Source organism: Acinetobacter sp. F-1, from assembly GCF_022869025.1.
Taxonomy (GTDB): Bacteria; Pseudomonadota; Gammaproteobacteria; order Pseudomonadales; family Moraxellaceae; genus Acinetobacter; species Acinetobacter pseudolwoffii.
Genome location: NZ_JAJKFX010000003.1, coordinates 191,052 through 214,056, shown reverse-complemented (window position 1 = coordinate 214,056; position 23,005 = coordinate 191,052). Strand labels below are relative to the sequence as shown.

Here is a 23,005-nt window from a genome sequence, read left to right as displayed (position 1 = left end):
CAACCTACGTAATATTGGAGATATCCCAAAAATGGAAAAACAGATCTAAATAATTAATCTGGAATATTCTGCCACAAAATCAGACCGAAACTCTAAAGATTGCATGACTGTTCTGTCATACTGATGTCATAAGTGACTAGGAAAAGCATCTGCTTTCACGCTAAAATTAGAGCACTTCTGTTGAAGTTGTTAAAAAAAGATATATGGTTTCGCTTTGGAAACCCGCAAAAATAAATCCCCTCAGAAGTCCTGTGGTTTTGGTCAGTAAAATTAGGAGCAGCTATGTCCAAGAATGGCTTTGGTCAAATGTATCGCAAGCTTTCAAGTAAGCTACTTGATCTTGTGGTTACCCCTCATGTTCTTGGGGAAGTACCAAGTGAAGTGACAGCACCTGAACCTGATCAGACTGCAACAGAATCGCGAAAGCTGGTCTGCTACGTTTTACAGAACCATTCGCGTAGTAATGCGCTGGTCGTCGATGCAGAAACCCGCCGTTTAAAGTTGCCAGCTGCGCTCGATCCAATGCAACTGGGCAATAGTAAGGAAAAAGCTTCGCTGCTGTTTTTACAGCATCATGATAAAAATAACCTGCTCAGCTCACCGCCGCATGCGTTTCCGCCGCGCCTGTTACGCCTGATTGAAATCCTGGAACAACATCCTGAACTAGATGTGGAATTGGTGCCAGTCACGGTGCTTTGGGGACGTGAACCTGAAAAAGAAGATTCCTGGTTCAAACTGCTATTTACCGATACCTGGTCTACGCCAAGCCGGGTCAAGCAACTGGTCAATATCGGTCTGCATGGCCGTCAGTCTTATTTAGAGTTTCACGAACCCCAGTCTTTACGTGCCATGATTGAGCATGCCAAAAAAACGCATCCAAATTCAGCACCAGCGACTTATATTGTTAGCACTTTAAATGATTATCTGGATGGGCAGCGCGAAGTGATTCTCGGGCCGGATCTGTCCGATCGCCGTAATGTCATGCACGGTTTAATCAAATCGCCAGATGTACAGGCTGCGATTCGCAATGACAGTATTCGCAGTAAAATCTCGATGCTGGAATCTGAACGTCGTGCCATTGGTTATCTGAACGAAATCGTTTCCGATTATTCTCATTCGACTGTACGTTTTGCCGATAAAGCTCTGACCCGCTTATGGACGCAACTCTATGACGGCGTAGAAGTACATAATTTCAGTACCGTGCGTGAACTGGCCAAAGATTATGAGATTGTCTATACCCCATGTCACCGCAGTCACATCGACTATTTGTTATTGTCTTATGTGATCTATCGTCGTGGCTTGATGGTGCCGTATATCGCTGCGGGCGATAACCTGAACATGCCTTTTGTGGGTCAGATTTTACGTGGTGGCGGTGCCTTCTTTATCCGCCGTACTTTCCGTGGCAATGCGCTCTATACCACAGTCTTTAAAGAATATTTATATAGCGTTCTATCACGCAATACCCCACTGGAATACTTTATCGAAGGTGGTCGTTCACGTACTGGTCGTTTGCTACCACCTAAAACTGGGATGCTGGCGATGACCGTGCATGGTCATTTACGCGGCAAAGCCAAACCAATTGTCTTTGTACCGACCTATATCGGTTATGAACGCCTGATGGAAGGCGGCACTTATGTCGGTGAGATGAGCGGCAAGCCGAAAGAAGCCGAATCTATTTTTGGTATTGTCAAAACCCTGCGCAAAATTGAACGCATTTTCGGTAAAGTGCATCTGAATTTTGGTGAGCCGGTATTTCTGGATGACATCCTGAAACAGCATGGCGCAGAAAATATTAAAATTGAAAAGAACGATGATCCAATTCCACAAGCAGTTTCTGATGCAGTAAACAGCTCTGCGCAAGCGATTCTGGAAAATATCAACCGTGCAGTGGTGATCAATCCGGTATCGCTATTATCGTTGATCCTGTTGGCGACACCGAAACATACGCTGGATGAAGAAATCTGTATCAAGCAGCTTGATACTTATCGTACCCTGCTGGCGGCATTACCTTATGATGAGCGGATGGAAGTTACCCCGCTTTCAGGCAAAGAAATTATTGCCTATGCAATGAAGCTGAAACTGATCAAGCGGGTAAAACATGTGCTGGGCGATATCATTGCCATTGAAGATAATCAGGCAGTTTTGCTGACTTATTTCCGTAACAATATCGTGCATTCCTTTGTGCTTCCGTCATTGATTGCAGCACTGGCTGAACACAATGGAACGATTCGCCGTGATGATGTCGTCAACATCAGCAGCACCCTGTACCCATTCCTAAAAGCAGAGCTGTTTTTAAAATGGCGTGAAGATGAGATTCAGGATCAAGTCAATGCGCATATTGATAACTTGATTTCTGCCAAACTGATCACGCAAGATGGTGAAAATCTGCTTGCTCCGGCACCCAATACTGAAGTCCATCATCAGCTCGAAGTTCTGGCTGCACCAGTGACTCAAAGTCTGGAACGTTATTACATGACTTTGGCACTGATTACCCAGCGTGGTTCAGGCAATATTTCGACCCGTCAGGTTGAAGAATTGAGCTATCTGGTCGGTCAGCGTTTATCAGTTCTATACGAATTCAATTCGCCTGAATTCTTCGACAAAGCCCTGTTTCAGAGCTTTATTAAAGTCTTAACCCAAAAAGGTTATCTGTGTACCAATGACGACAATGCCATTGTTTTTGATGAGCAGCTGACCAACGTAGCGCAATATGCAGATCTGGTACTGGATGAAGTGAAATTACAGATGCTGCATCACATCACCGCCTTTACCGATGAAGAACTCAAAGAAGCACTTGATGCAGTTGCGGCTGAACAAGCCAAGAAACGTGCCAAGCGCAAAAAGAAGTAAAGCTTTTATTCTCTCTCCTTTCAGGAGATGGGAAGCACTGCTTCATAAGGGGGATGAGGGGGAATTTAAAATCCTTCCCCTTCTCCCCAGCTCTCTCCTACAAGGAACGGGAATTTAATCCTCCCTTTTTAAAGGGAGGTTAGGAGGGATTACTTTTCCTCATTAGTTCCAAATAATCCTCAAAACAATCTGTACGCTTTAATTCAAATCCTGTTTTTTGCATCCGAGTGGCATAGAGCTTTTTACCGGTGACCTGCTTGTTCTCAACTTCGAGTAAAGGCAGCCCCATCTGCTGCTGAAACCATTGCAAGACTTCATGTAAAAGCTGTGGCTGGTTATTGCTCATAATATAAGAAGACTCAGGATGTTCCACGTGAATCATCTGTGACAAGAAACGTGATAAATCTTCGATATGAATCCGGTTTGACCAGTGCAGATTTGGATAACTGGTCATAGATACTGCCATTTTTTGTAAGCGCTCTACCGATGTTCCATAAATTCCACTTGGGCGAATGATTGTACATTGCTCAGGATAAGCCGCTAAATAGGCCTGCTCCATCCGATACAGGATTTTTCCTTGCACATCGTTGGGCTGTAGAGGCGTTTCATCATTGATATTTTCTCCAGCATTTTGCCCATAGACCCGTGTCGATGACACCACCACAATCCGCTGCACTGGATGCTGTTTCAAGGCAGTGACAATCGGCTGAACTGAATCCAGATAGGTCTGTTGATAACCATCGAAAGCACTTTGTTTTGGACTAAGCAATACATAGACCCAATCAATCGGTGTGACTGTCGTTAAATTCAGTTTATGCACATCTTGAATCAGATGAGTTGCAAAGGAATCTGTTTTGGGACTTGAGCTAATTGTGCTAATTTGATGACCTTGCTCAAATAGTTGTTTAGCAACACGCCGGGATGTTTTACCATAACCGATAAATAGAATATGCATTGAGCACCGAATCACGAATCTGGTTGAGGGGACATGGCTGCAGTCCATCAGTTACAAGGCGTTGGCAATGCCGCCGCTGCATTACTTGAAAAATTAAATATCTTCAATACTGATGATTTGCTTTTTCATCTACCACGTGACTATGAAGACCGTAGCACGATCATTCCCATGAATCAATTGAGCGTGGGGCGTAGCTATTTGCTCGAAGGTATCGTCAAAGGTGTGGATTTCCCGCCGGGTAAACGCAAGTCCATGGCTGTATTACTGGATGATGACTGCGGTAAAGTCACTTTGCGTTTTTATCATATTTATAAAGGCATCACCGATCGCTGCAAGCTCGGTCACCGTTTAAGAATTTTTGGTGAAGTCCGGGTCGGTGCGCGCGGTCTGGAAATGTATCATCCCGAACTGCAAGTCATTACTGAAGATACCCCGCTACCGCAAACCCAACTTACCGCGATTTACCCGGCCACTGAAGGTCTGACCCAGCCAAAAATACGCGATTATATTCAGCAGGCTTTGGCTCAGTATAGCGATCATCTGCCTGAACTGCTGCCAGCAAAATTTAGCAATGGTTATGCGTTAAAACAGGCACTGGAATATATTCATCATCCGCCAGTCAATGCCAATATGTTGCAACTGGCACAAGGTTCGCATCCCGCACAGCAACGCCTGATCTTTGAAGAACTGGTGGCGCATCAGATCAGTTTATTGACCCGGCGTGCCTTTATTCAGCAGGTTGAAGCCCCTTCATTTGCACCGAGTAAAACCTATGCCAAACAGCTTCTGGCCAGTCTGGCTTTTGAAATGACCGGTGCGCAAAAACGTGTATCCAAAGAAATCGCACAAGATTTAAAAGCCAATAAACCGATGTTACGTCTGGTACAAGGCGATGTCGGTGCCGGCAAAACATTGGTGGCCGGTGTCGCAGCCTGTCATGCCCTGGAAGAAAGCTGGCAAGTGGCGTTGATGGCACCTACCGAAATTCTGGCCGAGCAGCATTATCTCAACTTTAAACGCTGGTTTGAGCCACTAGGTCTTAATATCGCTTGGCTATCCGGCAAGCAAAAAGGCAAAGCCCGCGCCGCAGCGGAACAGGTCATTCGGGACGGGAGCGCCCATCTGGTGATTGGCACCCACGCCCTGTTTCAGGAGAATGTCGAGTTTGCCAAACTCGGTCTGGTGATTATTGATGAGCAACACCGCTTTGGAGTCGATCAACGTCTTGCACTCAGAAATAAAGGCCTGGATGGCATGTCCCCGCATCAGCTGGTGATGACCGCAACCCCGATTCCCCGCACCTTGGCCATGTCGGCTTATGGTGATCTGGATACCTCGGTGATTGACGAGCTGCCACCGGGTCGTACCCCGATTCAAACGGTGACCATTCCACTGGATCGGCGTGAACAAGTTCTGCAACGTATTGCGACGAATTGCGCTGAAGGCAAACAGGCCTATTGGGTCTGTACCTTGGTGGAGCAATCCGAAACTTTAGATGCCCAAGCCGCGGAGGCCACTTTTGCCGAAATTCGGGAACGCTTTCCTGCGCTGAATATCGGTCTGGTACATGGCAAAATGAAAGCCGATGAAAAACAGGCGGTGATGCAGCAATTTAAGAATAATGAATTACAGCTACTCATTGCCACCACCGTAATTGAGGTCGGGGTCGATGTACCCAACGCTTCCATTATGGTGATTGAAAATGCCGAACGTTTAGGCCTGTCACAGCTACATCAGCTACGTGGTCGGGTTGGCCGTGGTGCCAAAGCCAGTTTCTGCGCCCTGCTATACAAGCATCCGCTGTCGCAAAACGGTCAGGAACGCTTAAGAATCATGCGTGAAACCAATGATGGTTTTATGATTGCCGAGAAAGATCTGGAATTGCGTGGGCCAGGTGAATTACTGGGGACTAAACAAACCGGCGATATGAATTTCCGCGTGGCCAAACTTGAACGCGATGATCACCTGCTCAATCAGGCACATTATGTGGCGCAGCAAATTTTAAAAGATTATCCAGATCAGGCTGAGGCGTTATTACAACGCTGGCTACCGGAAGCACCGCGTTATGCCTATGTTTAAATTACTGGCACAGGGAATCTCCAAGCTGAATACGCTTCAGCCCTGCCAGTTGTGTCAGACTGATTATCAGAGCATTTATTCAGTCTGTCAGGATTGCTGGCAGCAGTTGCCGTGGATACATCAAACCATTCAGCGTCAAGAAATGCAGTTTCAGATTGCCTGCGATTATGCCTACCCAATGGATCGGTTGATTCAGCTGTTTAAATATGAACAGAAGCTGCATTTGCAAAATTTACTGGCCGGTACGCTGTTGAGTTTAGAATTACCCAAAGTCAGTGCAATAGTCCCGATGCCGATCTCGACTGAACGCCTGGCCGAACGCGGTTATAATCAATCTCTGGTGCTGGCCAAACATGTGGCGAAAAAATTGAATGTTCCCATCTGGCAACCTGTTAGCCGGCTGAAACAGCATTCACAAAAAGGCTTAAGCCGTCTGGAAAGAATCGAAGATATCCAGTCGCAATTTCAGATCAGTACACCGTCTAATATTCGTTACCGACGCGTGCTGATTATTGATGATGTGGTGACAACCGGCAGTTCGATTCGGGCACTGAGCCAAACACTTGAACAATTGGGTTGTCAAAAAATTTATGCAGCCTGTCTGGCAGGCGCGCAAATCTAAAATTTAAGCTTGGGCGAGCAAATGTGACTTCACCCACGGAATCACAATTTCAGTCGTTAAGGGCGCCAGCAAGACCTCTTTTTCATCCAGATCAACCCATTTCATTTCAGCGATTTCTGCTTCAATTTTAGGTGCTTGATCGAGCCTTACCCAATAGACATAACTCACCAGTTGATGATCAGGTTCATTGGCAGTCTGGGTTTCAAAACGGCCAATGAATTGCTGAATCTGGGCTTGTGTGCCAATTTCTTCCTGAATTTCACGCAACATGGTGGCTTCCGGGGTTTCATTTGGCTCCAGCTTGCCACCGACCTGCATAAAGCAGGATGTTCCTTGCTTGCGAACCACCAGCAGTTGCTGCGCTTCATTTAAAATAATGGCTGCAGCCACCGTAATCACTTTCATTTATTTTCTACAATTGCGTATTCTAGATAACTTATTTTACAAGGTCGGTCTGATCAACCATACCCCATTTGGCTTCAGGCGGCTGATAACTTTCGAATTGGCGCAAAATATCGTCCAGATCATCACTGATAATCAAAGCCTCAGTGAAACGTGATTTAGTAAAACCCTTCTCCGTGGTCATACGGATGAATTTAATCAGGTCATCATAAAAACCATCGGTATTGAGAAAAGCACAAGGCTTCTGATGAATCCCCAATTGTGCCCAAGTCCATTGTTCAGAAATCTCTTCCAGTGTTCCTGCACCACCGGGAATGGCAATAAATCCCTGAGCCAGTTCCGACATCCGGGTTTTACGCTCATGCATATTATCCACCACATACAGCTCGGTAATATGTGGATGTGCCAGCTCACGATTGACCAGCTGTCTTGGAATTACGCCAATCACCTTACCGCCCGCCGCCAAGGCACTATCAGCCACAATACCCATTAAACCAGAACGACCTCCTCCATAAACCAGCGTTTGCTGTCGTGCCGCCAGAGTCTGACCGACTTTTTCGGCAACCTGCGTATAAAGAGGATCCGAGCCAAGCGCTGAACCACAAAAAATTGCGATAGAATTCATCATTTCATCCTCTAATTGACGCCATATTGTACGAAATCGCGGCAAGTGCGCTTTTTACCAAAATAACTGCTTAATATCAGTGTTTTTATTCAATTCCTTGTCTAAAATACACCCATTCCAATTCACATACTGCGCCCGGGAGAAAAGACAGCATGCTTGAAGCCTTTTACGCCACAGAGCGCGGTAGCTTAGAAGATATCACGATTAATGGTGATTTCGACCTGCATCCAGATTTAGTCTGGCTTGATCTGATTGCGCCTTCACAGGAAGAGCAGCAATGGATTTTAGATGCCTACGAGCAAAATTTACCGACCTTAAAATCGCTGGAAGATATTTCCTCGAGTGCCCGATTTTACCGTGATGATGACGGTATTTTGCATATCAGCACCTATTTTTTAACCAAGAATAAAAACTATCAGGTCGAAAACGAACACGAAGATGAATCCAGCATGCTGGCAACAGTACAAACCGTTGCATTCATTCTGCACAAGGATCGTCTGTTTACTTTGCGTGGTGAAAAACTGGTGGCTTTTCGCGCCTTTCGTGCCCGCGCGCGCCGCAATGATTATGAAATCGATTATAAAGATCCGACCTGGATTTTATTGGGCTTACTCGAAGCCAAGCTGGATGAGCTGGCCGATATTCTGGAAGATGTGCATAAAGATTTAGAGAAATATTCAACTGAAGTGTTGAATAACCGCCATCGTGAACAGATTCTGGATCTGGATGACATGATTACCCGCTTGGCGCAACTTGAAGATATGTTGGGTAAAGCGCAACTGTGTTTAATTGACTTACGCCGCGTCCTGACCTTCCTGTCGCGTCCACGCGCCTTGGGCAGTCATATTTATGATGCGGATATTCGAGAACTGAGTGAAGATGTGCGCTCGCTGGTCGAGCATGATGCTTTCTTGTTCCAGAAAGTGCGTTTCCTGCTCGACACCACGTCCGGATTCATTAACACTGAGCAGAACGATACCATTCGTCGATTCTCGATTCTGCCAAGTATGCTTGCGCCCCCAATGCTGATTGCCAGTATTTACGGTATGAACACCGAAGTGCTGCCCTTTGCACAAGGCACCATGAGTTTCATCATGGTCAGTATTATTTTAATTGGCTTCCTGATTGGCCCATTGATTTACTTTAGATGGAAGAAGTGGATCTAGAATCCCTCCTAACCTCCCTTTTGAAAAGGGAGAGATGTTTCCTGTCAGGGAGAGGTTTTTTTATTAGATATCCCTTTCTAAGTCTCACTTGCTCTTTAATTAAAGTGAAGCGCAAGAAATGCCTGTATTTAATTCATATTTATTTAATCCCTCTTCAACTTCTCTTTAAAAAGTGAAGAAAATGGTTAGGGAGGATTTTTACACCCCTCTCTCTAACTCTCTCCCTGAGGCAGAGAGGACGTGCAATCCATATTTAGATCTATTTGATTTGAATGATTTCTTAAAATTTGATCACAATAAAAAAGCACCTTTCGGTGCTTTTCTTTTACTGAACGATGTTTAAATCATCCTGCAAATGGCTGGCCTGAATGATATTCATCATTTTAGCAGGAACAGCTTTAAACTGTAGCCCTTGAGCCTGAGGAGTCTGGCGCAGCCAGCGCACCAAAACTGCCAAAGCCAAAGTACTGCCACTTTCAAGCTCAGCCAGATTAACCACAAGTGGAAACTTGCTTTGTGACTGGATCACACGCAGACCATTTAAGTAATAGTCCTGTGCATTGTCATAGTCAATCTTGCCTGAAACCTGTAGTTCCTGATCATTGAATGTAATCACGGCTCACCTGTTTGATTATTTCTTGTCGATTGCAGCTTCTGCATCCGGTTTAAAGTTAGCAATTGCTTTATCAATATTACCGCCATTACGTTTTACCGTCGCAGCAAACTGGTTACGGAACTGCAAACCCAGGTCAATACCCGATACGTTGATATTGCGGATTTTCCATTGTGAACCCTTGTCCACCAGCTGGAATGCTACTGGAATTTTCTCGCCTTTGTTATTAAAGTCGATGGTCACAACAGGGTTTTTGCTGTTGCTGGCCTTGTAAGGACGCACGCTATAAGTCTGATTACTGAACTTGGCAAAGGCAGAACCATAGTTTTCAATTAAGGTTTCACGGAAATTCTTTTCAAACTGCGCACGCTGTGCCGCCGTACTATATTGGTTCGTGGCATACGTGCCCATCACAATACGTGTGAAAGACTGAGAATCAATATACGGATCCAGATTCTGGCGCACAATGCTTTTGACCAAAGCTGGATTTGATTGCAGTTTTGCATTGTCAGCTTTGAGGCGCTCAATTAAACCATCTGCTACTTTTTTAATAAAAGCAGGTGGTGCTTCAGACGGTGCAGCAAACACTGTACCAGCAACCATTGTTGAAAGAATGCTTACTGCAAGCGTTTGTTTTACTAAAGTCTTCACTGAATTCTCCTCAATCTATTATTCAACAAATGCAGGTTCTGCATCTGTTGTTTCTGAAACTGTCGTCTGTTCCGATGTAGTTTCTTGACTATCTGACGATTTGCCGGCACCACCAGTAATAAACTTCGTCACCAAATCTTCAATTTCCATGGTGCCTTGGGTATTGGCAATCTGATCGCCGCGTTGCAAATAGCTCAGACCACCACCTGGAATAATTTTCAGGTACTTTTCACCCAATAAGCCATTGGTCGCTACCATAATATAAGCATCTTCATCAATATTGGTGATGGATTTCATGTTAGCTAACAGTTGTTTTTCCATGTCTTTTTGTTGCGCAGGTGTCGCTGCTTCATAGTCCGAGCTGTAGCGTAACTCGTCCAGAGCTTCCTCTTGAACTTGCTTTAATTGTTCAGCATTAAATGAGGTCAATGAGCCATCTAAAGTCATATGTACGGTTGCCAGACGCGTTACAGGATCCAGGGTAATATCATCGACCTGTCCCACTTTCACCCCGCTTAAAGCGACTTTGGCACGTGGCTTGATGCCATTCACATTTTCAAAAGTTGCCGTCATTTTATAGCTGTCGGAAATATTGCTGCCGACCAGACCACTGACACGCATCGCTAAAAAGAATAAGGCAATACCAAATAAAATAACAAAAACACCAACGGCCAGCTCACTAGTACGTGATTTCATTAAACACCTCCGAACATGACCGCAGTCAACACAAAATCAAAGCCTAAAACGCACAGTGAAGAATACACGACTGTACGCGTTGTAGAAGTTGCAATACCTTCCGATGTTGGTACACAGGCATAGCCTTGATATACCGCAATCCAGGTACACATTAATGCGAATACAAAACTTTTAATAATAGTGCCATTCAAGACATCTTTATAGAATTGCACGCTGCTTTCCATGCCGCTCCAATAAGCGCCTTCATCAGCCCCCAAAAAGTCTACACCGACCATTTTGCCGCCCATAATTCCGACTGCGGCAAAGATCACCGAAAGCATAGGCAAGCTGAAAATCCCCGCCCAGAGACGTGGCGAAATCACCCGTTTTAAGGGATCCACCCCGATCATTTCCATACTGGACAATTGTTCAGTGGCTTTCATCAGACCAATTTCTGCGGTCAAAGCCGAACCGGCACGTCCTGCAAACAGCAAAGCCGCGACCACAGGTGCTAATTCACGCAGCAAGGTCAACGCCACCGCTGTACCAAGCATGGATTCACTGCCAAAGGTCGACAGAATACTGAACATCTGCAAGCCAAGCACGGCACCAATAAACAGACCAGAAACCACAATAATCAGCAGGGACAATACCCCGACCCGATACATCTGATAAACAAATAGTCTTAGCCCAAGCCAGGTCGGCATGGAAAATAAGATCTGCAACAGCATCAGGGTTGCGACCCCAATCCCCTGTACACGTTCAATAACGCGTCTACCTAATGCGGCAATTGCATTCATGAACGTACCTCATCACTTAAATAAGCCCGGTGACTAAACTGATAATCGACTGGACCTTCCACCGAACCCGTCAGGAATTGCTGCACAAAAGTTGAAGGATGCACTTTTAGCTCTGCCGGTGTCCCCTCGCCCTGGATCTTGCCTTCTGCCACAATATAAATGTAATCAGCAATGGATAAGGTTTCTGTCACATCATGCGAGACAATAATCGTGGTCAGATCTAGTGCTTCACGCAATGAACGGATCAGGCGAGTCAATACCCCCATCACAATCGGATCTTGTCCGGCAAAGGGTTCATCGTACATGATCAGTTCAGGGTCCAGCGCAATCGCCCGGGCCAAAGCCACACGTCGGTTCATACCACCAGACAGTTCCGATGGCATCATTTGCTCTGCACCGCGCAAGCCGACGGATTCCAGTTTCAATGCCACGATTTCCTTAATTAGATGTTCTGGCAGTTTGGTATGGGCCCGAATTGGAAACGCGACATTTTCATACACGCTCATATCGGTAAACAAAGCACCGCTCTGAAATAGCATACCCATCCGTGCACGTGCTGAAAAAAGTTCGGAACGTGACATCGAGGCAATATCTTTGCCATCCAATAAGACCTGACCATGCTCAGGCGTCAGCTGCCCACCGATCAATCTTAATAAGGTAGTTTTACCAGTTCCGGATGGCCCCATAATGGCGGTAATCTGCCCACGACGAATATTTAAACTCACGTCGTCATAAATCACGCGCTCGCCTCGTTTGAAGCTCAAATTCTTGACTTCAATCAAAGACTGAGCATCTCGCGCTGTTTGATTTTTCATAGCTGAGTTTATTCCTACATTTTTTCAGCATGCATACTATAAAGGAACGAAGTTCAAAATGTTAGCAGTTGAAAAAGGTGGGTGAATATCATAAAAAGATGACAATAATTGATTATTTCGTGTTTTTTATAATAAAAATATTTACTTAGGCTTAAAATGACTAGATTGATTAATTAAAAACACTGTATAAATAATAGATAATATTACATAAAATCAAAGTCAATGCGATATATGGCATATGCACCTCTATCAATTGAGATCGAGCGGCTAAACTTTTCATATTAATAATTATCATAACCCTGACAAAATATGAATTAGCAGACATTTTACGTTAAAAAGCAAAAAACTCAATGCATAAAAAAACCGGTATTTCTACCGGTTTTTTATCTTCATCTAGCGACTCTATTAGTCGTTAAATTTACGACGTGGACGATCTTCACCACCGAACGAACGTTCACCACGTGGTTTGTCATCAAAGTTGCGACGTACTGGACGATCACCGAAATCACGTTTTGGACGGTCATCACCGAATGAACGCGCTGGACGATCACCGAAACCACCTTCACGACGTGGAGCAGGACGATCACCAAAATCACGTTTTGGACGATCACCATAACCGCCTTCACGAGCTGGCTTGTAATCTACACGGTTGCCACGGTTGTCATCATTAGAGCGAGGACGGTCACCAAAACCACCTTCACGACGCGGAGCTGGACGATCACCGAAGTCACGCTTTGGACGGTCATCAAACGAACGTTGTGGACGGTCGCCAAAACCACCTTCACGACGTGGCGCTGGACGGTCACCAAAGTCACGCTTTGGACGGTCATCAAACGAACGTTGTGGACGATCACCGAAACCGCCTTCACGACGTGGCGCTGGACGATCACCGAAGTCACGACGTGGACGATCTTCGCCAAATGCCGGACGTTCGCCACGTGGTTTGTCATCGAAGCTACGACGTGGACGATCATCACCGCCTTCACGACGTTTGAAGTTGCTTTCGCCTTCAAAACGACGACCACCGCCAAAACCACCACGACCGCCATCACGACGACCGCCGCCATCACGACCACGACCACGGCCAGCGCCATCACGGCTACCACGTGCAGGAGGTGGAGATGGCTCAAGACCTTCAATTTCAGATACATTTAGACGCGCATCAAGGAAGTCTTCTAAAGCACGGATCTTGCCACGCTCACGGTAAGTTGCAAGTGTAATGGCTTTACCAGTACGACCGGCACGACCTGTACGACCAATACGGTGTACATAGTCTTCGTTCTTCATTGGAAGACCGAAGTTAATTACGTGTGAAATGGTTGGTACGTCAAGACCACGAGCAGCAACGTCAGTTGCAACCAAGATCTTCGCACGACCTTCACGGATGCTGCGTAAACGACGGTTACGAACAGTTTGTGGCATAGCACCATGCAGCGCTACAACTGATAGGCCTGCTTCAGCAAGTTCTTCAGCCAACATATCTGTGTCTTCTTGAGTTGACGCAAATACAACTGCTTGATCAACGTCTTCTTCGTTCAACCAGTGAGTAAGCAGTTTTTTCTTGTGCTCGAAACCGTCAGTCCAATGCAAAGTCTGAGTAATGTCAGTATTTGTAGAGTGACCAGTTTCAATCGAAATACGCAGTGGATCATTCATCATGCGTTCTGCAAGTGTAATGATACGTGGTGCAAACGTCGCAGAGAACATTAGAGTTTGTTTACGGTTTGCAGCCAACTCACCAATTGCTTCCAAGTCTTCAGAGAAACCTAGGTCAAGCATACGGTCAGCTTCATCGACGATTAACGCATCAACTTTATCAAGTTTGATTTGACGGCGATTCACCAAGTCAAGTAGACGGCCTGGAGTTGCAACAACAACTTGCGCGCCTTTTAACTGTTGAATTTGCTTACCGAAAGGCATACCGCCCATGATTGCAGCAATACGAACACCTTTCATGTGACGTACAAATGCAATTGCGTCTTGACATACCTGTTGTGCCAATTCACGAGTCGGTGAAATCACCAGAATATTCGGTTGAGTAACCGCTTTCATACGGTCTTTAAATGGTACTAATGTATCTTGGCTTGCCAACGCATTTAAGGTAGGAAGCAAGAAAGCAGCAGTTTTACCAGAACCTGTTTGGCTTGACACAAGAAGGTCTTTACCTTCAAGTGCAGCTGGAATCGCTTGTTCTTGTACAGGAGTTGGAGTAGTAAAGCCTAAAGCATCGAGAGCCTGGGTTAGAGATTCGTCGAGGGAAAAATCAGCAAAAGTTTTGCTCATAGAGAGTGTTCACCCTGAAGTGGGTGCTCCATTAAATAAATTACAATATGGACATCGGCAAAAAGCGGCACAGCAAATAGAGCTGAAAAAGTTAGGATTCAGCAGCGATCCGAATAACGACGATGTGGATATAACGCACGTATATGATTACGGCCGCAAACCTGAAGGAATCGCTTAAGCGATTGGGGCGCGAAGGATATGTCCTCTCTATGGACAGAACGCGCATACAATGATTAGAAGATAGTGTTCAGGTAAAGAACGGAAAATTAAGTGCGTGGCAAGATTATAGCAGAATAATCAACAATGTCATTAAGTTTTAAAACTAATTTGCTCTGTCTATAATTTATATATTAATTTCATACACTTAAATATGAATAAAAAAATGTAACAACCGGTATAAAAAGGCAATTTTTGCCAATTCACTTGATAGTTCCCGTATTCATGTGCGTTAAAAAACAGGCTTCTCCTCCCTGTTAACTATTTCACTGCTGCAAAAAAGGCATCCCGAAGGATGCCTTTTCTGAAAATTAGATATATTTCATCTAAACCCGATTATTTTGCTGCTTCACCCCAAGCAGGAACAACTGCTTGCATTAAAGGTTTAAGCATTTTCATTGAACAAGCCAAAACTTGACCATTTTCCATAGAGTCGCTACCACCACGTGCATCAACTACAGTACCGCCTGCTTCTTTCACGATCAATTCGCCCGCTGCGATATCCCAAGGTTTTAAACCAAGTTCGAAGTAAGCATCAAAACGGCCTGCAGCAACATAGGCTAAATCCAATGCCGCAGAACCTGAACGACGATATTGCGCGCCAGCTTCAGTCACGTTTAACAAACTTTGAAAATGGTTCTTGGCATAAGATACAACTTCGCCATTACGTTTAGCACGGTAAGCGTGACCAACAGCCATAAAGGTATTTTCCAGACTGTCTTTGACATTCACACGAATACGACGCTGGTTCATCATGGCACCACGACCACGACTGGCAGAGAATAGCTCATCTTTCACCGGGTCATAAATCACCCCGTGTTGAGTAATGCCTTTGTGCTGAACTGCGATAGAGATACAGAAATGCGGGAAACCGTTAATGAAGTTTAAAGTACCATCCAGTGGATCGATCACCCAACACCAATCGGCGTCGTGACCATTACCTTCCTGATAGCCAAACTCTTCACCAAGGAAACTGTGATTTTTATAGCTTTTACGTAGGGTATCGATGGTCAACTGCTCCAAATAACGATCTACACGCGTTACTGGACCATCAATTCCTTTTTCTTCGACTTGTAGATCGAGTTTATGACGATTCTGATGCGCTTTTAAAAGCTCTTGACCAACTAACTGAGCCGCACGCGCAGCCATCACCACCATAGGTTCCATTGAACACCCACTACAAATTTAAAGAAACTGATAAAGAATAATGCATAAAAGCCCCGATATCTTAGCAAATATCAGGGCTTTTTTGGAGAAAATGTGTCTAAAATTTTTAAGAACTTATGACAAAACGCTTTGCCCCAAGGCTGACCAGGCTTGATTCATTGATTTTTCAATACCTTGCGCATCCAATCCGGCCTGCTGCAACATTTGTGCATGCGTGGCCTGAGCCATAAACGTGTCGTCTAAACCAAGATTCAGCAGCGGTTTCACAATCTGTGCTTCTGCCAGATATTCATTCACAGCACTACCCGCACCGCCCATCACGGCATGTTCTTCTACTGTCACAAACAGACTGGTGCTTGATGCCAGATCATCCAGCATTTGCGTATCAAGAGGTTTGATAAAACGCATGTTCACAACACGCACACCAATCTCATGTTTCACTGCAAAGGCTTCAGCGGCGTCGACTGCGGCCTGTACCCGGCTGCCAAAAGCCAGCACAGAAATATATTCGTCACACTGCGCATTAAAGCTGGCGACAATTTCCGCCTGACCGATTGGAATTTCAAGCATCTTTTGCTGGATATCCACCCCTAAGCCATTACCACGTGGATAACGCACAGCTGCCGGCCCAGGATATAAATAAGCGGTATGCAGCATTTGACGACATTCATTTTCGTCTTTTGGTGCCATGATCACGATATTCGGGATCGTCCGCATATAGGCATAGTCATAGGCACCGGCATGGGTCGGGCCATCTTCACCGACCAGACCAGCACGATCAATACCGAAGGTCACATCCAGATTTTGTAAGGCCACATCGTGTACCAGCTGGTCATAACCACGTTGCAGGAAGGTCGAATAAATTGCCACGACCGGCTTTAAGCCTTCACAGGCCATGCCCGCAGCCAGCGTCACGGCATGCTGCTCTGCAATCGCGACATCGAAAAAACGTTCCGGATATTCTTTGGCAAACTGCACCATACCTGAGCCTTCGCACATGGCCGGTGTAATCGCGAGCAAGCGCGAGTCCTGTGCTGCTTCATCGCAGAGCCACTGTCCAAATACATCCGAATATTTCGGTGCAGTCTTGGCAGCGGTAATGGCATTAAGCTTGCTAATCGCGTGATATTTGATTTGATCCGATTCGGCCGGCGCAAAGCCCTTGCCCTTTTTAGTATAGATATGAATCAGACGTGGGCCTGTACGCTTTTTCAGCGCTTTAAATACATGCACCAGTTGTTTGACATCATGACCGTCATAAGGGCCGAAATAGTCAAAGCCGATGGCTTTAAACAGGTTATCTGCGGCATCAGTCGCGGCACAGTGCAAGCGTGAGTTATACAGCCACTCCGGATGCGGCTGTACGTAAGCTTCACCTTCCTCGGTAATATTAACGAATTCACCGCGCTCCCAGATCGCCGCCAGATGCTTGGCAAAACCGCCAGTACTGCAAGAAATCGACATGTCATTGTCGTTCAGCACCACCATCAGATCGGCATTGTGCGCAACGGCATCGTTCAAGGCTTCAAAGGCCATACCCGCCGTCATGGCGCCATCGCCAATAATCGATACCACTTCACATGGCTTGTTCTGGTAGCGACGTGCCAAGGCCATGCCCAGACCAGCAGAAATCGCCGTCGAAGAATGCCCTACCCCAAAGGTATCAAATTCAGATTCTTCACGTGCCGGAAAGGCTGCCAGACCATCTTTGGCCCGGATAGTGGTGAGCTGTTCACGACGACCGGTCAGTGCCTTATGCGGATAGGCCTGATGCCCCACATCCCAGATCAGACGGTCATGTGGAGTATTGAAGCAATAGTGCAGAGCCACCGTAAGTTCAATAACACCGAGGTTGGCACCAAAATGTCCACCACTTTGCCCGGCAGCATACAAAATGAATTGACGTAACTCATCTGCCACCTGTACTAGCTGGCTTTGCTCGAGTAAACGTAGTTGCTCAGGATGATTGATCGTATCCAGCAACGGTGTTACAGGGCGTTGAGTAGGGATTTCTGTATACAGCATATTATGGCAAAGCCTTCTAAAGCCTGGCAAATCTAAAGCTAGGTCAATGGGGAGTACCCGATCATATAGCTGAATTGTAGCAGCTTCAATTCAGCTACGCTTCTAGCGATGCAATATTAAACAATGATCTCATCGGGGTGAAAAAATCGCAGGCTACGATTATCCTGAATAATCTTACTATTTATCAACTATTATCGTCTGCTTTCTACAAAAAAGAAAATCTAATACAGAATTTCGACTTTGCAATTCTACCAATGTTCAATCATTACGCTATACTTTAGCCACTTTCAGGATTTAACGGGTTCAGCTGTGCCAATCGAATTTGTCGCAACGTCAAGATTACCTACCGCTCACGGTGAATTTAAAATTACTGTATTTCAAGACCCTAAGACTGGCGAAGAACATGTCGCGCTGTCTAAAGGACTTGAAGAAGTTTCTGACGAGCCAGTCGTGGTTCGTGTACATTCTGAATGTTTAACCGGTGATGCCTTTGCTTCACTTAAATGTGACTGTGGCCCGCAATTGCAGGCGACTTTAAAGCTGATCAATGAGTTAGGTCGCGGGGCGATTCTGTATTTGCGTCAGGAAGGACGCGGTATTGGCCTGACCAACAAGATTCGTGCCTATGCCCTGCAAGATCAGGGACATGATACGGTCGATGCCAATTTAATGCTTAATCTGCCGGCTGATGCACGTCAATATGACATGTGCAGCATTATGCTGGATCATTTGCAGGTCAAAGCGGTACGTCTGGTGACCAACAATCCTTTAAAAATTGAAGCTTTAAAAGCCCAAGGGATTAATGTGGTCGATCGGGTGCCCCTCACCGTCGGCTTAAATCCGTTTAATGAGCAATATCTCAAAACCAAACATGAGCGTATGGCACATCTTTATCAGAAGGATGATTTTTAAATCCTCCCCTTAATAAATCCCTCCAAACCTCCCTTTCTTGCGCTTCGACTTAAAGCAATGCTTAAGTCTTGCTCAGGGAGGCTTTTCCTTCTTTCAAAAAGAGGAGAAAACTCCCTCCTTTCTTAAAGGAGGGCTGGGGTGGATTAAGTATTAAATCGTCATCGAAAAAATCCGGTTCTCCGGCATGCGTCGCTTTAAACGTAAATCAAAAGCCATACAAATATTACGTACAAATGGTTTCCCTTTCTCCAAAATCGTGACTGATGAGTCTGTCATTTGAATCAAACCATCCTGTGCCATTTCTTCAAGCTGCACCAAGACCTGATCAATTTCAGGGAAAAATAGCTCGGGTTTTTCCCATGAGGTACTAAAGCTGCACATCAAATTCAGAATATGCTGACGAATAATCAAATCTTCCTGACTTAATACATGCCCTTTAAATACCGGAATTTCATTACGGGCTAAACAGGCATAATATTCTTCAATGGTTTTCACATTCTGGGCAAAGCTGTACCAGCTATCACTGATCGAAGAAATGCCTAAACCGATCATCACTTGAGTTTTAGAGGCGGTATATCCCATAAAATTGCGGTGTAATGTTCCAGCTTGAAAGGACTGGTACATGCCATCTGTATCTAAAGCAAAATGATCCATGCCAATTTCATGATAGCCATGCGCCAGCAGTTTCTTTTTGGCCGCTTCATAACATTCACGTTTGATTGCATCTTTGGGTACATCAGCATCTTTAAAACCGCGCTGGCCATTGCCTTTAATCCAAGGCACATGTGCATAGCTATATAAAGCCAAACGATCCGGCAGAAGTGAATTGGTTTGCTCAATGGTGTTTAAGACATCGTCCAGATGCTGAAAAGGCAAGCCAAACACCAAATCATGCGAAATCGACTCATAGCCAATTTCACGCGCCCATTCGGTTACCTGTTTGACATGTTCATAGGGCTGAATCCGGTGAATGGCTTTTTGCACGGTTTCATTATAATCCTGCACCCCATAACTGACCCGGCGAAAGCCCAGATCATACAAGCCTTGCAAATGCTCACGCGTGGTATTGTTCGGATGCCCTTCAAAACTGAATTCATGCACAGGCGCTATGTCTGCTTTGGCCAAAATACCTTGAATCAGTTGAGTCAAATGCTCAACAGAAAAGAAAGTCGGTGTTCCCCCACCCAAATGAATTTCTTTAATGACCGGCTTATCTTTCAGCAACTCACAATACAAATCCCATTCTTTCAGCACTGCCTGAATATAGGGCTGTTCCATTTCATGTTTTTTCGTGACTCGCTTATGACACCCGCAAAAAGTGCACAGGCTTTCGCAAAATGGCAGATGGATATACAGGCTGATGCCTTCACTTTGATTGGATTCAGTAAAGGATTTTTTCAGCGTTTGCTTCCATTGTTCCAGTGAGAAATTCTGCTCTTCCCAATATGGAACGGTCGGATAACTGGTATAGCGGGGACCGGGAACATTATATTTTTGAATCAGGGAATTGACCTGTACCGACATGACACCCACCTACTACCATCGAGAAATGCCCAAACCCATGAGCGCTTGCAAGTTATTGTGCTGAGCTTGAAAAAAGAATTCAACCTAGCCATTTGGTCGGATTTAATGCCCCATTCTGTCCATCAACACTCAAATTTAAAGCCTGGTTCAATCCACTACATTGCTAAATAGACCTTAATCTTTGACTGATTTTATGCTTTGATATAGCTAGTTTTTTATTTTCCTACGAGGCTCTGATGCAGCATCCTACATCTGCGGATATTCAACGCGTTCGTGAATTTCTCCTCGACTTGCAGGCACGGATTTGTGCAGTACTGGAACAACAGGAGCGTGCTGGCGGCGGTACGGCCGAATTTATCATTGATGACTGGGAACGTCCTGAAGGTGGTGGTGGCCGTTCGCGTGTCTTGCAAAATGGTACCGTGATTGAGAAAGGCGGGGTGATGTTCTCCCATATCAATATTTCCAAACTGCCCGCTTCAGCCACTGAACGCCATCCCAATATTGCCGGTGCCAAGGCGCAAGCGATGGGTGTATCGCTGGTCATCCATCCGAAAAACCCGAATGTACCAACCTCACACGCCAACGTGCGTTTATTCGTTGCAGAAAAAGAAGGGCAAGATCCAATCTGGTGGTTTGGTGGCGGTTTCGACCTGACGCCCTTCTATCCAAATGATGAAGATGTCCTTTCGTGGCATCAGACGGCGCATGATCTGTGTGCGCCATTTGGTGAAGAGATTTATCCTGAACATAAACAATGGTGTGATGACTATTTCTATTTAAAACATCGTGATGAACAGCGTGGTGTCGGCGGGTTATTCTTTGATGATCTGAATCAGTGGGATTTTGATACCTGTTTCCAGTATATACAGGCCGTAGGCAATGGTTATCTAGAGGCGATTCTGCCGATTTTCCAGCGTAATCAGGATAAGCCTTATACCGAAGCACAACGCGAGTTCCAGTTGTATCGTCGTGGCCGTTATGTCGAATACAATCTGGTTTATGACCGCGGTACGCTATTTGGTTTGCAGACCGGCGGCCGAATTGAATCAATCTTGGTGAGCTTGCCTCCGCTGACCGGCTGGTCCTATCGTCCTGAATGGGATGAAGGCTCGCCGGAAAAGCGTTTGACCGATTACTATCTGAAACCCCATGACTGGCTCACAGAATTAAAATCAACTGCAATGAAATGATACAAACAGCCCTCAAATAGAGGGCTGTTTTAATCCATTATTCCTCTATACTGCTGCAGAGTAATCCCTGATTTGGTCGCGGCATCCTATCGCTACATCGATCACAATCTATTAGATGTCTAGTGAGAATAACAATGCATCATCTTCAATTAAATCTTCCTGTTTTTGCCTTTTGGCTTTTTCTGGCTCTCGCCATCAGTGCGATGAGTACCGCCGTTTTGAGTCATAATCTGCTTCTGGATGGCGCGGCTATTCTGGTGAGTATCCTGACTGTGGTCGGAGCTGTGCTTAGTATGGCGCTGGTATTTGCAGAACATATTATGGACATCTGCAGTTCCTAAACCGCACTTCCAGCCCCCTTATTTAAAACAGCGCAGGCTTTAGTCCCTGCGCTTTTTCACGTATATTGATGCTCATTTCAGCACATGGACATTGTGAAATGAGCAAACAATTTGCCGTGATTGGTAATCCGATTGAACAGTCACGCTCTCCAGAATTGCATCATGCTTTTGCAGCAAAAACCGGAATTGATCTAAATTACAGCAAACGTCTGGCGCCACTGGATGGCTTTGAGGCCAATATTCAGGAGTTTTTTGCCCATGGCGGAATCGGGATGAATGTCACCGTGCCGTTTAAAGAGCAGGCTTTTGCCCAGTGTCAGGTGCTCAGTGAGCGAGCCAAAATTGCCAAGGCAGTGAATACCCTGTGGATGAAAAATGGTATTTTGCATGGCGATAATACTGATGGTCAAGGTCTGGTCGATGCGATTCGTGCACTCAACTGGCCGCTGGAAAATACCAACATCCTGATTATCGGTGCAGGCGGTGCAACCCGTGGCGTGATCTATCCTCTCGCCCAGGCAGGCGCAAAAAAAATTGTGATTGCCAATCGTACCTTGGCACGCGCTGAACAACTGGTTGCGGATCTGCAGGATGCTGTAGCGCAGCTCGAATTACAGGCTATTTCACTAGAACATCTTGCCGGTGAGTTTGATCTGGTGATCAATGCCACTTCAGCCAGCCTCAGCGGTGATGCTTTGCTGCTTCCAGAAGCCTTACAGTTTAACTATGCCTATGAAATGGCCTATGGCAAGCCTTCCTCCTTCCTTGATCAGGCCAAAGCACGTGCTGTGCCAACATCTGAAGGCTTTGGCATGCTGGTCGGTCAGGCACTGGAATCTTTTTCTATCTGGAATGGCATCAAACCAGATTTAAAAGATTTTCTATAAATATCCAGTTATTTTGACCAGAGAATTCGGGTTGTAACAACAATCCGAATTGATCTTAACTCCATTATTAAAGACTAAAAATTCAGCTACTGGATTTAATGACATTTTTAACTTGAATTTTTTATTGATAACAATTGAGTACAATTCATACAAAAGTAGCACTAGACAATCTGGTGTTCAATTCATTAAAGTCCAATCAGATAA

Annotated in this window: 20 protein-coding genes; 8 read left to right on the top strand and 12 right to left on the bottom strand. The window is 45.4% G+C overall.

The features are described 5' to 3' along the window. Nucleotides 1-282 precede the first annotated feature (282 nt). Nucleotides 283-2,850 carry a glycerol-3-phosphate 1-O-acyltransferase PlsB gene (plsB, locus tag LOZ91_RS04740; protein WP_244782736.1) on the top strand — a complete coding sequence of 856 codons (2,568 nt, stop codon included), beginning with the start codon at nt 283-285 and terminating at the stop codon, nt 2,848-2,850. Between the two features lie 139 nt (nt 2,851-2,989). Here plsB and LOZ91_RS04735 read toward each other — a convergent pair whose 3' ends face one another. Further along, on the bottom strand, nt 2,990-3,805 hold the full coding sequence (locus LOZ91_RS04735; RefSeq protein ID WP_244782735.1) for an NAD(P)H-binding protein: 816 nt from the start codon (nt 3,803-3,805) through the stop codon (nt 2,990-2,992). Between the two features lie 33 nt (nt 3,806-3,838). Between LOZ91_RS04735 and recG the strand changes: the two genes are divergently transcribed. Both recG and LOZ91_RS04725 read left to right on the top strand, forming a co-directional pair. Continuing rightward, entirely contained in the window at nt 3,839-5,884 is a 2,046-nt protein-coding gene (recG, locus tag LOZ91_RS04730) for an ATP-dependent DNA helicase RecG (protein WP_100357824.1), read from the top strand. Then, nucleotides 5,871-6,506, top strand: coding sequence for a phosphoribosyltransferase family protein (locus tag LOZ91_RS04725; RefSeq protein ID WP_100357825.1), 636 nt, complete (start codon nt 5,871-5,873; stop codon nt 6,504-6,506). Before recG ends, LOZ91_RS04725 begins: the two co-directional genes overlap by 14 nt. A gap of 3 nt (nt 6,507-6,509) precedes the next feature. On the opposite strand, the gene LOZ91_RS04720 is transcribed toward LOZ91_RS04725, so the two are convergent. Next, on the bottom strand, nt 6,510-6,911 hold the full coding sequence (locus LOZ91_RS04720; RefSeq protein WP_005094183.1) for an NUDIX domain-containing protein: 402 nt from the start codon (nt 6,909-6,911) through the stop codon (nt 6,510-6,512). A 31-nt stretch (nt 6,912-6,942) separates the two neighbouring features. Continuing rightward, the gene (locus tag LOZ91_RS04715) at nt 6,943-7,533 is read right to left on the bottom strand and encodes a TIGR00730 family Rossman fold protein (RefSeq protein ID WP_005094184.1); all 591 of its coding nucleotides are present in this window, start codon (nt 7,531-7,533) and stop codon (nt 6,943-6,945) included. A 152-nt stretch (nt 7,534-7,685) separates the two neighbouring features. Here LOZ91_RS04715 and LOZ91_RS04710 point away from each other — a divergent pair, with 152 nt between their 5' ends. Further along, nucleotides 7,686-8,699: a CorA family divalent cation transporter gene (locus tag LOZ91_RS04710; protein ID WP_005168743.1), complete on the top strand. Its 1,014-nt coding sequence runs from the start codon at nt 7,686-7,688 to the stop codon at nt 8,697-8,699. A 325-nt stretch (nt 8,700-9,024) separates the two neighbouring features. Here the strand turns inward: LOZ91_RS04710 and LOZ91_RS04705 are convergent, their stop codons facing one another. The 8 genes from LOZ91_RS04705 to dxs form a co-directional block, all read right to left on the bottom strand. Then, complete coding sequence (locus LOZ91_RS04705) at nt 9,025-9,315, bottom strand: STAS domain-containing protein (RefSeq protein ID WP_005168745.1); 291 nt, start codon at nt 9,313-9,315, stop codon at nt 9,025-9,027. 15 nt (nt 9,316-9,330) lie between these two features. After that, nucleotides 9,331-9,963: an ABC transporter substrate-binding protein gene (locus tag LOZ91_RS04700; protein ID WP_005094187.1), complete on the bottom strand. Its 633-nt coding sequence runs from the start codon at nt 9,961-9,963 to the stop codon at nt 9,331-9,333. 18 nt (nt 9,964-9,981) lie between these two features. Then, a complete protein-coding gene (locus tag LOZ91_RS04695; protein WP_180071967.1) occupies nt 9,982-10,659 on the bottom strand; it encodes an outer membrane lipid asymmetry maintenance protein MlaD in 678 nt (225 codons plus the stop codon). After that, entirely contained in the window at nt 10,659-11,438 is a 780-nt protein-coding gene (gene mlaE / locus LOZ91_RS04690; protein ID WP_074383590.1) for a lipid asymmetry maintenance ABC transporter permease subunit MlaE, read from the bottom strand. Before mlaE ends, LOZ91_RS04695 begins: the two co-directional genes overlap by 1 nt. Further along, the gene (locus LOZ91_RS04685) at nt 11,435-12,253 is read right to left on the bottom strand and encodes an ABC transporter ATP-binding protein (protein WP_180001108.1); all 819 of its coding nucleotides are present in this window, start codon (nt 12,251-12,253) and stop codon (nt 11,435-11,437) included. The genes mlaE and LOZ91_RS04685 overlap by 4 nt, the downstream gene beginning before the upstream one ends. Nucleotides 12,254-12,658: 405 nt before the next feature. Continuing rightward, complete coding sequence (locus LOZ91_RS04680; protein WP_005168750.1) at nt 12,659-14,536, bottom strand: DEAD/DEAH box helicase; 1,878 nt, start codon at nt 14,534-14,536, stop codon at nt 12,659-12,661. A 552-nt stretch (nt 14,537-15,088) separates the two neighbouring features. Then, complete coding sequence (locus LOZ91_RS04675) at nt 15,089-15,919, bottom strand: inositol monophosphatase family protein (RefSeq protein WP_034608351.1); 831 nt, start codon at nt 15,917-15,919, stop codon at nt 15,089-15,091. A 114-nt stretch (nt 15,920-16,033) separates the two neighbouring features. Continuing rightward, on the bottom strand, nt 16,034-17,944 hold the full coding sequence (dxs, locus tag LOZ91_RS04670; RefSeq protein WP_100355141.1) for a 1-deoxy-D-xylulose-5-phosphate synthase: 1,911 nt from the start codon (nt 17,942-17,944) through the stop codon (nt 16,034-16,036). A gap of 309 nt (nt 17,945-18,253) precedes the next feature. Between dxs and ribA the strand changes: the two genes are divergently transcribed. After that, nucleotides 18,254-18,856 (top strand): GTP cyclohydrolase II, encoded by a 603-nt coding sequence (gene ribA, locus LOZ91_RS04665; RefSeq protein WP_005094196.1) that lies wholly within the window; start codon nt 18,254-18,256, stop codon nt 18,854-18,856. Nucleotides 18,857-19,006: 150 nt separating this feature from the next. Here ribA and hemN read toward each other — a convergent pair whose 3' ends face one another. Next, nucleotides 19,007-20,380: an oxygen-independent coproporphyrinogen III oxidase gene (gene hemN / locus LOZ91_RS04660; RefSeq protein ID WP_100355142.1), complete on the bottom strand. Its 1,374-nt coding sequence runs from the start codon at nt 20,378-20,380 to the stop codon at nt 19,007-19,009. Between the two features lie 236 nt (nt 20,381-20,616). Between hemN and hemF the strand changes: the two genes are divergently transcribed. From hemF to aroE, 3 genes are all read left to right on the top strand, one after another. Beyond that, nucleotides 20,617-21,573, top strand: coding sequence for an oxygen-dependent coproporphyrinogen oxidase (gene hemF / locus LOZ91_RS04655; protein WP_074383594.1), 957 nt, complete (start codon nt 20,617-20,619; stop codon nt 21,571-21,573). Between the two features lie 134 nt (nt 21,574-21,707). Next, nucleotides 21,708-21,914 carry a hypothetical protein gene (locus LOZ91_RS04650; protein ID WP_005094202.1) on the top strand — a complete coding sequence of 69 codons (207 nt, stop codon included), beginning with the start codon at nt 21,708-21,710 and terminating at the stop codon, nt 21,912-21,914. Between the two features lie 98 nt (nt 21,915-22,012). Further along, nucleotides 22,013-22,801, top strand: coding sequence for a shikimate dehydrogenase (gene aroE, locus LOZ91_RS04645; protein WP_005094203.1), 789 nt, complete (start codon nt 22,013-22,015; stop codon nt 22,799-22,801). Nucleotides 22,802-23,005 lie beyond the last annotated feature (204 nt).